Origin of the sequence: Comamonas sp. JNW, from assembly GCF_003105075.1 — a bacterium.
GTDB classification, from domain to species: domain Bacteria; phylum Pseudomonadota; class Gammaproteobacteria; order Burkholderiales; family Burkholderiaceae_C; genus Comamonas; species Comamonas squillarum.
The window spans coordinates 130,066-142,178 of the sequence record NZ_QETI01000013.1 but is presented as its reverse complement, the minus strand read 5'-3'; the positions used below and the strand labels follow the sequence as shown (position 1 = coordinate 142,178).

At 63.6% G+C, this 12,113-nt stretch carries 2 protein-coding genes; both read left to right on the top strand.

The window, feature by feature from the left end; genetic code table 11:
- Positions 1-780 precede the first annotated feature (780 nt).
- Positions 781-11,598, top strand: a complete 10,818-nt coding sequence (locus tag DCO45_RS17980; RefSeq protein ID WP_165841223.1) for a DUF11 domain-containing protein — start codon at positions 781-783, stop codon at positions 11,596-11,598.
- 110 nt (positions 11,599-11,708) lie between these two features.
- Positions 11,709-12,107, top strand: a complete 399-nt coding sequence (gene hisI, locus DCO45_RS17975) for a phosphoribosyl-AMP cyclohydrolase (protein ID WP_182345846.1) — start codon at positions 11,709-11,711, stop codon at positions 12,105-12,107.
- Positions 12,108-12,113: the final 6 nt, after the last annotated feature.

Here is a 12,113-nt window from a genome sequence, read left to right as displayed (position 1 = left end):
CGCCTTCGGCGCCGTTGCTGTTTCTGGCTCCTGCCCCGGCTGCCCGGCCTGCCAACGGGCCCTTGGCCGGCGGCATCTCTGGCGTTGGAGCCTTCCGTCTCGTGCTGGTGGCGGTGCAGGGTCTTTTTTCTTTCTGACTTGCTCTTGTATCTACCCGTAAGCACCCCCCGCGACGGGGCGGCGCGCCTGGGCTTGTCGCCTGCCATTGTTAGGGTCTATGCATTCGCGGGCCGTTCAGAGCGGCTGCGGGCCCGGTCCACCGGCGCGGTGTCAAGGTGCGTCAGCAAGGGGAGCTGCGCGCTGTGCGGGTAGGCCAGTTCTGAGCCCTTCATTTTCTCGCCGTCATTAGTGATCTGCGCATCTGCAAAAGTGATTGATTTAATCGATCAAAAATGACAGTTTGCAATAATTGACAATGTTTCCGAAGTTGAAACACACTCGGTAATTCCAAGCTGCTATAAACCCGATCTATCTATTTTTAGTCACAGTTTGTTTCGGTTGTCGAGGGGCATCGGTGTAAAACCCGCAGGCAATTGCAAGAAAACTATGAGAAAAAGCGTTGCCGACGCGGGCCTGGCGACGCTCATAAGAGGCTGGGAGTTGTCGGTTATGTCGGTGTTTGGGATATGCGTTACGCAGGCGTGCGCCTGCCTGTCTGCTTTTCGTTTGTTACGTACGCGCGCCGCCATGCTGGTGGCATTGCTGCTTCTACCTGTCAGCGTTTGGGCGCAGATGTGTGCGGCACCGGGCAATGATGGTGCGGGTGCTGCCACCGGGATTGTGAATGATTACTTTCCTGGCGCTGCAGCATCGACGCTGGCAGCGGGCAGCACCAGTCTGACCATCGGCACGCAGAGAGCGGGCGCTGCAGGCAAAACCCTGGCCGCCAATGACCTGTTGCTGGTGATCCAGATGCAGGACGCCAGCATCAATGCAGTCAATTCCAGCGCTTACGGCAACAGTGGCAGTGGCGGTCAGGGCTCGACCAGTGTCGGCAGCTCCGGTCTTTATGAGTTTGTGAAGGTGGTGTCGGTCTCGGGCTCGACCGTGACGTTTTCCCCTGCGTTGACCAATACCTACCGTAATGCAGTGGCGACGACGACCTCTGGGCAAAAAACCTACCAGGTTGTGCGGGTGCCCCAGTACACCAGCGCCTCGGTAAGTGGCGTGACGGCCCCCGCCTGGAACGGCGCCACCGGTGGCGTCGTGGCCATCGATGCGCGCGATACCTTGACCCTCAATGGGGCCACGGTGGAAAGCCAGGCCAACCGTGCGATTTTCCTGGCCGGCAAAGGCTTTCGGGGTGCAGTGGGCAGCAATGGCTCGGTCCAGGGCTCACGAGAGGATTGGATGGGAACCTATGCCACTGCAGGTGGCGGCGGCGGCAAGGGAGAGGGCATTGCCGGGACCCCTCGCTATATGGCCAACAAGGTCACGAACTATGGATCCAAGACGGTCAATGCGGTAGCGGCGAACGGCATCACGTCGGTAGACAACAGCGTAGAAGGCTACCCAGGTGGATCGCGTGCACGCGGCGCGCCGGGCAACGCGGGCGGTGGTGGTGCTGATGGCGCGCCTTCGGGCACCAACAACGGCCAGTTCAATTCGGGCGGCGGCGGCGGGGGCAACTATGCCGCTGGTGGTGTCGGTGGCCGGCCCTGGAACTACCCGCTGGTTGACAGCGGAGGCCGCGGCGGCGGCGGCTATGTAGGCACCACTGCTTTCAACCGCATCTTCCTGGGCGGTGGTGGCGGTGCAGGTGGCACCAATGATGGAACCGCCGACAACACGGCCTACAGCAACAACGGCATTGCCTGCTCGGATACGGGCGGCCGCTGCTCCTCCGGCGCCTCTGGCGGCGGCATTGTTATTTTGCGTGCGCAAAATCTCGCCGGTACCGGCGTGATCGATGTGCGCGGCGCCAATGGCTACAACGTGCAAAACGATGCGGCGGGCGGCGGCGGTGCAGGTGGCTCGGTGGTGATCCACACGCTCGAGGGTGGCTCTGCGGTGATCGACGCCAGCGGTGGTGATGGCGGCAACGCCTGGGCCGGCAACCAGACCAATGCGGGCAACCGCCATGGCCCTGGTGGCGGGGGCGGTGGGGGCTTTATCGCTTTTTCTCCGTCCAGCATGGTGGTTACCACCACCATCAACGGCGGCACACCGGGCTACACCACCAACGGCACCACCGACAACTATGGCGCCTTTGGTAACCAGGGCGGCATTGCCTCGTTCCAATCACCCAGTGCCCCTGGCACCATGCCTGGTGCTGCCTGCGCGATCGACCTGCGCCTGACCAAGAGCAATGGCGCCAATATCGTGAATGCCGGTGGGTCAACGACTTACACGCTGACCGCCAGCAATGTAGGCGCGTCTCCCTCCAGCGGTACGATCACTGTGGTGGACAAGCTGCCGCAGGGCGTGACGATTCCTGCGGGCGCCGTGCCACTGACGGGCGCCAACGCCGCCAACTGGAGCTGTTCTGGCGCGGCAGGAGGCGGGGTGATCACCTGTACCAGTTCCACCGCCATCGCGGCAGGCGGCAGCAGTGTATTTGGTGTGACGGTCAATGTTGGCCTGCAGACAGCGACGGGTACCATCGCCACCAACCGGGCAAAAATCGGTGGTGGCGGTGACCCGCTCAATGGCAGTGCGCCGACCGAAACTTCGGTGGACGCCTGTACTGGCAATCAGTCCCCGGCAGGCTGTGCCGTTGACGTGGATGCGGTGAACTCGCCGTTGCTCAGCCTCACCAATAGCGATAACACCGATGTGGTGCTGGCCGGCGGGACGACCACCTATGCGTTGACCGTCAGCAACGTCGGCAATGCGCCCACGGCGGGCACAATCACCGTGGTGGATGTGCTGCCTACGGGCATGACCTATACCGGTGCAACGAGCTTCACCAGCGGCGGCTTTAGCTGTACCTACACCTCGGGCACCACAAGCTTCAGCTGTACCCGCTCCACACCGATTGCAGCTGGGGACAACGCCGCTATCTCGCTGCCGGTCTCGATTGCCAGTACCGCGCCCAGCGCCTTGGTCAACCTCGCCCGCGTTGGCGGTGGCAGTGATTCCAGCAAACCCAATGCGCCCACGGTGGCCACTACGCAAACCTGCTCTCCGGCGATGGCTTCTGAAATCGCCACGGGCTGCGCGGCAGATACCGATTCGGTCAAGCGTGTGCAGCTGAGCCTGACCAAGGACGATGGCCGCTTTGGCATCTATGTGGGTGGCACGACGACCTATGCTTTCCGGGTCAGCAACACCGGTGACGCCAACTCTGTAGGCACCATCAGCTTCCGCGATGTGCTGCCCACGCCGATGAACTGGCCTGCTGCACTCACCAAGACCGGCCCCAATGCCGCAGACTGGACCTGCACCCGGGTCAGCAACACGGAAGTCAGCTGTACCTCGACCACCGCGATTGCGGCGGGCGGCGTGAGCCAGTTCAGCCTGCTGGCCAATGCGGGCGCGATGACCAGCGGCGACCAGTACATGAACAAGGCGCGCGTGGGCGGCGGCGGAGACGCCACGCTGGCTACGACCTCGCCCACGACCGCGCAGGTAAGTGCCTGTACCAACAACAGCATTCCAGCCGGTTGCGCCATCGATCTGAACACGGCGCAAACACCGCCGACGCTGCGGCTGACCAAGGTTCACGCCAATCCCCAGAGCAAGGCGCCTGGCGATACGGTGGCCTTTACGCTGACGGTCGCCAACTCCGCGACCGCCGAGGCCTTGGCCAATACCGTGCGCGTGGTCGATGTGTTCCCCGCGGGGCTCAGCAATTTCACCGTGAACGCCACCCAGGGTATCTTTACCTGTGCGATGGGCTCGGGCGCTGACAGCAATGTGCTGACCTGCAACAACACTGGCGGCGCATTGGCCGCCAGCACCAGCGCCACCATCGCCGTGACTGCCACGGTCTCGGCGACCACCAGCACCACCTTGGTCAACAAGGCGCAGGTGGGTACTGACAACACCGACCCCACCACCAGCAGCTATCCCACCAGCACGACGGCGGCCGCCTGTACCGCGCTCAATACGCCGACCGTCGGTTGCGCCACGGACTCGATCCCGGTGGTGCCATCGGCCACCTTGACGGTGGTTGCCAACGTGGCAAGCCGTGCCGCCAGTACCGACCAGTTCACCGTGGCCATCAGCAACGGCCCCACTGCGACGACCTCGGGCACGGCCACCGGCGCAAGCACCGCTGCCTTCGCGGCAACGCCGGGCACCAGCTATGCACTGAGCGAAACGGCTGCCGGCACGGCCAACCTGGCGCGCTACACCACCACCTACGCCTGTACCAATGCCACCGCAGGCGGCACCTCGGTGGCGCCGGGCACTGGCACCACCGTGAATGTGACCCCGCAGGCGGGCGATGCCATCACCTGTACGTTCAGCAATACCCCGATCGCGCCGCGCCTGACCCTGGTCAAGAGCATTGCCTCGCGCGCACTGTCCTCGGACCAGTTCACGATCGCCATCAGCAATGGTGGCCCCACGGCATCGACCACCGGCACGGCAACCTCGGCCAGCACCACGACCTACACGGCCACCGCCGGCACCAGCTACACACTGAATGAAGTGGCAGCCGCTGGCGCCAACTTGACGCGCTACAACAGCAGCTACAGCTGTACCAACACGGGCGTTGCCGGCACCACCATGCCTGCGGGCACGGGCACCAGCTTCAACCTGACCCCTCAGGCGGGCGACAACATCAGCTGTACCTTCAGCAACAGCGCCATTGCGCCCAAGTTGACGGTCAGCACCGTCGTGGCGGGCCGCATTCTCGGCACCGACCAGTTCACCGTAGGCATCAACAACGGTGGCCCTAGCGCCACGACCAGCAGCACACAAACCACGGCGTCGGCAGGCCCGGCCACCGCGACGGCTGGCACCAGCTACCTGCTGACCGAAACTGCCGCCGGCACGCCTGCGGCCAACCTGGCCCGTTACACCACCACCTACAGCTGTACCAATGCGACGGCGGGCGGCACCAGCGTGTCCTCGGGTGCAGGCACCTCCATCACCGTTGTGCCCCAAGCCGGTGATGACATCAGCTGTACCTTTACCAATACGCCGATCTACCCCAAGCTCAGCGTGACCAAGGCCGCATCGCCGACCAGCTTTGTCGTGGGTGCCAGCGGCCAGAGCTACCGCATCACCATTGGTGTGGCCAATGGGCCCACCACCGCCGCGATCAGCATTGCCGACAGCCTGCCCGCTGGCGTGACCTTGTCAGGCGCGCCCAGCGTGAGTGGTGCCGCGACCTTGAGCGGTTGCAGCAGCAGTGGCAGCAGCATTGGTGCTTGCCAACTGGCCAGCGGCCTGGCCGATGGCAGCTATGTGCTGACCATTCCCGTGTCGGTGGCATCATCGGCCACCAGCGCTGGCGCTGCCAACACCGCCAATCTGGGCGGTGGCGGTGATCCCAGCTGTACGGCTGCAGCGACCACGGAGACCTGCGACCCCACCACCGGTGCGGTTGCCGTCAAGACCCCGGCCAATGTCAGCCTGGCCAAAACCGGCGCAGCCACTGCCGTGGCTGGCAACAGCTATGTCTATACGCTGGCGCTGAGCAATAGCGGCCAGACCGCCACGGCCTCCAACCTGGTGGTGCGCGACCAGCTCGCCACCGGCATGGTGGCCACGGCCGTTACCGGTGCCAACTGCGGCACCTTGCCCAGTGCGGCAGGTGCCTTGCTGACCTGTACCGTCAGCGATCCGATCGCTGCGGATGGCGGCTCTGCCAGCATCCAGCTGACGGTGACCATGCCCAATGGCGGTGGCAATGTCGTCAACTATGCGGCGACCCATCCATCGGGCAGCGGCAATCCCGGTGTGGACCCTGGCCCGGCCTGTACCAATGCGGCCAATGTGGTGTGCGCCAGCGCGACGGCCGCCGTCAGCACTCCCGCCAATGTCAGCCTGAGCAAGACGGGCGCAGCCACGGCGCTGACTGGCTCCAGCTATGTCTACACGCTGACCCTGAGCAACAGTGGCCAACTGGCCACCGGCAGCAACCTGATCGTCAAGGACAAGCTGCCTGCAGGCGTGGTGGCCACTGCCGTGACTGGCGCCAGCTGCGGCGCGCTCCCCAGCAGTGCCGCTGCCTTGCTGACCTGTACCGTTGCCAGCCCGCTGGCAGCCGGTGCATCGGCCAGCATCGAGCTGACCGTCACCTTGCCAAGTAGCGGTGGTACCGTCGTCAACAACGCTGCTACCAATCCCACGGGCTCGGGCGCTCCGGGCGTGGACCCCAGTGTCACCTGCGTGAACAGCAGCACGACTGCTTGCGCAAGCCACAGTCTGTCGGTCAACACACCGGCGAGCCTGGCCGCCACCAATGTCTTGACCGCCGTGAACGGCAGCCCCGTACCAGCGGGATACCTGGCCAAGCCCGGGGATGTGCTGACCTATACCGTCAGCGTAACCAACAGTGGCGGCACGGCAGGTAGCACCGATGTGGGCCAGACCGTGCCCGCAGGCACGACCTACACAGGCACCGGCCAAGGCTGGGGCGCAGGTTGCACCGCAGCGGGCACGCAGTGCGCACAAACCGTGGCAGTGGGTGCGAACCAGACCAGCACTGTGACGTATACCGTCACCGTTGCCAGCCCAGGCAGCACCGCGACCATTGTGGATACCGTCACCAGCTCGGTGGGCAGCTGTACGACTTGCCAAGTCACCACTGACACGCAGCATGCAGACATGCAGGCCACCGTGACGGTGACGCCAGGCACGACCAGCACGACCGGTGTGGAACTGATCTACACCAGCATCTGCAAGAACAACGGCCCGCAAACGGCACTGAACGCCGCTTGCACGGTGACCGCACCCGCTGGCGCCGTGACGACCTGTACGCCAACCAGCCCGGCCGCCGCCTTGGCATCGGGCGACAGCATCAGCTGTACCACCAAGCTCACACCGAGCGTGGTGGGTGACTATGCCGTGAGCGTTGCTACCAGCAACACCCTGTACGACGCCGTGACGAGCAACAATGCCGCCACCGCGACGGTCAAGGTCAACACGCCAGCGGCTCTGCGCATCGTCAAGACCTTGGCGCAGGTCAATGGCGCGGCAGTCCCGGCCAACTATGCCGCCAAGATTGGCGACACGCTGACCTATGCCATCTTGGTCACCAACACGGGCGGCACTGCGGGCACGGCGGTTCTGACTGAGACCGTGCCAGAAGGCACCAAGTTTGTGGGAGGTAGTGCTCCTGATGTAACTCAAGGCTGGAGCCAGACACCACAGGCTTGTGTGGCGGCAGCTAGCACCTGCACGCAAAGCGTGACGGTGCCAGCGCAGAGCGCAGAAGGTGTGGGTGGTGAGCAAACCGTGCGCTTCACGGTGGAAGTGCTTGCCTCAGCGACTAGCAACGGCAAGATCACCAATACCGTGAGCAGCGACATCCCAGCTGCTTGCGCCTCTGGTACTTGCTCGGTTGAAACTGCGAATGCGGTTGCCGATATGCAAGCGCTGATCACCTCGATCCCATCCTCGGCAGTAGTCGTGGGTCAAAGCGTCACCATCACCGGCCTGTGCACCAACAATGGCCCAGCGAATGCGGTCAACGCCAGCTGCGCGATGGTGATCAGTAATAGTGGTTCCACTATCAACGCGACTTGTGACGCAACCAAGACCTTGGCAGTGAGCGAGACGCTGAGCTGCTCGGTGACGTTCACTGCAGCCCAAGGCGACATCAGCGCGACCATCAACGCAGCAACGCAAAGCTACGAAAGCAATATCACCAACAACACGGACACCAAGTCCACAGTGGGCAATACGCCAGCGAGCCTGGCGACCACCAATGTGCTGACCTTGGTCAATGGCAGCCCCGTGCCCGCTGGCTACCTGGCCAAGCCCGGTGATGTGCTGACCTACACCGTGACGGTGGTGAACAGCGGCGGCACGGCAGGCAGCACCGATGTGGGCCAGACCGTACCGGCAGGCACGACCTACACGGGCACCGGCCAAGGTTGGGGCGCAGGTTGCACAGCAGTGGGCACACAGTGCGCGCAAACCGTGGCAGTGGGTGCAGGCCAGACCAGCACCGTGCAGTACACCGTGACCGTGGCTAGCCCAGGCAGCACCGCGACCATCGTAGATACCGTCACCAGCTCGGTGGGCACCTGCACGACTTGCCAAGTCACCACCGACACGCAGCATGCAGATATGCAGGCCACTGTGACGGTGACGCCAGGCGCGACCAGCACGACCGGTGTTGAGCTGACATACACCAGCATCTGCAAGAACAATGGCCCACAAACGGCCTTGAACGCAGCCTGCGTGGTGACCGCTCCTGCCAGTGCAGTGACGACTTGCACGCCTACGACGCCAGCAGCAACGCTGACATCGGGTGATAGCATCACCTGCACCACCAAGCTTACGCCTAGTGCAGCCGGTGACTATGCGGTGAGCGTAGCTACCAGCAATACCTTGTATGACGCCTCGGCAGGTAACAACACAGCTACGACTACCGTCAAGGTGAACACACCTGCAGATCTGCATATCGTCAAGACCTTGGCGCAAGTGAACGGCGCTGCTGTGCCTGCCAACTATGCCGCCAAGATTGGTGACACGCTGACCTACGCCATCTTGGTCACCAACACCGGCGGCACTGCGGGAACCACGGTCCTGACCGAGACCGTGCCAGAAGGCACCAAGTTTGTGGGCGGTGGAGCTTCGAATCCTGAACAAGGCTGGAGCCAGGCGCCACAGGCTTGCGCGGCAGCAGCCAGCACCTGCACGCAGAGCGTGACGGTGCCAGCACAGAGCACAGCGACTCCTGCTGTGCCTGGTGAGCAAACGCTTGAGTTCACGGTGGAAGTGATAGCGCCTGCGACCAGCAACGGCAAGATCACCAACACGGTTGTGAGCGACATTCCAGCTGCTTGCGCAGGCAACACCTGCGCGGTGGAGACCGCCAACGCCGTCGCGGACATGCAAGCGCAGATCACCAACATCCCAGCCTCGGCTGTGGTGGTGGGTCAAAGCGTGACCATTACCGGCCTGTGCACCAACAATGGCCCGGCCAATGCGGTCAACGCCAGCTGCGCGATGACCGTGAACAACGGCGGCACCAGCATTGCTGCGACCTGTGGTGCGAATGCGAATCTGGCGATGAACGAGAGCGTCAGCTGTACGGCTACTTTCACCGCAGCCCAAGGCGACATCAGTGCGACCATCAACGCAGCAACGCAAAGCTATGAAAGCAACACGGCCAACAACATGGACACCAAGTCGACGGTGGGTAACACCGCAGCCAGCCTGGTGACCACCAATGTGTTGACCGCCGTGAACGGCGCAGCAGTGCCGGCCGGTTATCTGGTCAAGCCCGGTGATGTTTTGACCTACACCGTGACGGTGGTGAACAGCGGCGGCACGGCCGCCAGCACCGATGTCGGCCAGACCGTGCCAGCAGGTACCACCTACACCGGCACGGGTGAGGGTTGGAGTGCAGGTTGTGCTGCGGCTTCCAGCACCTGCAGCCAGACGGTGGCAGTGGGCGCGGGCCAAACGAGCACCGTTACCTACACTGTCACCGTGGCCGGCCCTGGCAGCACGGCGAGCATCGTTGACACGGCTACCAGCAGTGTCGGCAGCTGCAGCAGCTGCCAGGTGACCACCGGCACGCAGCATGCAGACATGCAGGCCACCGTGACCGTGACGCCGGGCACGACCAGCACGACCGGTGTTGAACTGATCTACACCAGCATCTGCAAGAACAATGGCCCGCAAACGGCCTTGAACGCGGCTTGCCTGGTGACGGCTCCCGCTGGTGTACAAACCATCTGCGCGCCCACGACGCCAGCCGCAACGCTTGCATCGGGCGACAGCATCACCTGCACCACCAAGCTCACGCCAAGCGCGGCCAGTGACTATGCGGTCAGCGTGTCCACCAGCAATGACTTGTACGATGGCGCACCGGGCAACAACACGGCGACGAGGACCGTCAAGGTCAACACGCCGGCGGAGCTGAACATCGCCAAGACCCTGGCGCAAGTCAACGGTGCGGCAGCCCCCGCCAACTACGCAGCCAAGATCGGCGACACGCTGACCTACCACCTGCGGGTGACCAATGCGGGCGGTACTGCCAGCACCATGGAGCTGACCGAGACCGTGCCAGAAGGCACCAAGTTTGTCGGCGGCGGTGCGTCCAACCCCGACCAGGGCTGGAGCCCGGCTCCACAGGCTTGCGATGCAGCGGCCAGCACCTGCACGCAAAGCCTGACGGTGCCCGCGCAAAGCGCAGAAGGTGTGGCCGGTGAGCAGACCGTTGCGTTCACGGTGGAGGTGCTTGCGCCTGCGACCAGTAGCGGCAAGATCATCAATACGGTGACCAGCGATGTGCCAGCCGCTTGCGCGGCCGGTGGCTGCACTGCAGAGACGGCCAATGCCGTGGCGGACATGCAAGCGCAGATCACGACGATCCCGTCTGGCGCCGTGGTGGTGGGTCAAAGCATCACTATCACTGGCCAGTGCACCAACAATGGACCGGTGGAGGCCCTCAATGCAAGCTGCGTGATGACCGTGAACAATGGTGGCGCGAGCATTGCCGCAATCTGCGATGCCAACACCAACCTGGCGGTAGGCGGAAGTCTCAGCTGCACGGCGACCTTTGCTGCGGCAGAGGGTGCGATCAGCGCCAGCATGACGGCAGCAACGCAAAGCTACGAAAGCGACACCGCCAACAACAGCGATGCCAAGGCCGTCAACGGCAACACACCATCGGCCGTGACGGTGACGAATGTGCTGGTGAAGGTCAACGATGCGCCTGTGCCTGCAGGCTATGTGATCAAGCCCGGTGACAAGCTGACCTACCAGGTGCAGGTCAGCAACACGGGCGGCACGCCTGGCTCGACGGTGTTGACGGAGACGGTGCCTGCGGGTACCCGCTATGTCGGCGCGGACGAAGGCTGGACGGCGGGTTGCGTGGCCGCAGGTAGCAGCTGCACGCAGCCAGCGACGGTGCCGGGCGGCAGCCCACAAGCGCCGGGAACGGTGGCCTTTGAGTACACGGTGCGCGTGGACGACGCGGTGACCAGCCCCAATGTGGTCAACACCGTAGGCAGCAGTGCAGCGGGCAGCTGCAGCGCCGCCTGCTCGGTCAGTACGCCGACGCAAGCTGCCGATATGCAAGTGAGCATGCCTGCAACCATCGATGCGAAGGTGGGTGTGGAGTTCACGCTGACTTCCATCTGCCGCAATGCAGGGCCAGCCACGGCGACCAATGCACGTTGTGACGTCAGCGGCGCGCCTGCCGGTGCGGTGACTGTCTGCACGCCGACCCAGCCGGTGGCGGCACTGGCAGTGGGTGAGTCGATCACCTGTACTACCAAGTTCACGCCGACCTCGACCGCTGCTATCACCATCACGACCCGCGCCAGCAGCGATGTGTTTGATCCTTCGGCCGCCAATAGCGAGGCCTCCGCGTCGGCGGTGTTTATCAACACCCCGCCAACGGATGTCAAGCGGGTGCCTGTGAATGCGGCATGGGCCATGGCCTTGATGGCGCTGCTGTTGATGCTGTTGGCGGGCAAGGCCCTGCCACAGCGCCAGGGCCGTCGTCCCCAGGACTGACCGTTCTGAGCGTTAGCCTCTCCGGCCCGGTTGCATGGCTTGCACCGGGCCGGTTTCTTTTGCGGCTGTTTTCTCCCTGCATTGCGCACAACTGCATTGAATGCGAGACAATTCCCTGCATGAACTGGCTCGATCAAGTGAAATGGGACGCGCAGGGCCTGGTGCCCGTCATTGCGCAGGAGCAGCACTCCAAGGATGTGCTGATGTTTGCCTGGATGAACCGCGAAGCGCTGGCCCATACGGCCGAGCTGGGCCGGGCGGTGTACTTCAGCCGCTCGCGCGGCAAACTGTGGTTCAAGGGCGAGGAGTCCGGCCATGTGCAGACCGTGCATGAGATCCGCATCGACTGTGACAACGATGTGGTGCTGCTGAGCGTGACCCAGACCGGGCATGAGCCGGGCATTGCCTGCCATACCGGGCGCCACAGCTGTTTTTACAGCGTGTTGCGCGATGGCCAGTGGCAAGCGGTTGACCCGGTCTTGAAAGACCCGGAATCGATCTACAAATAATCCCTG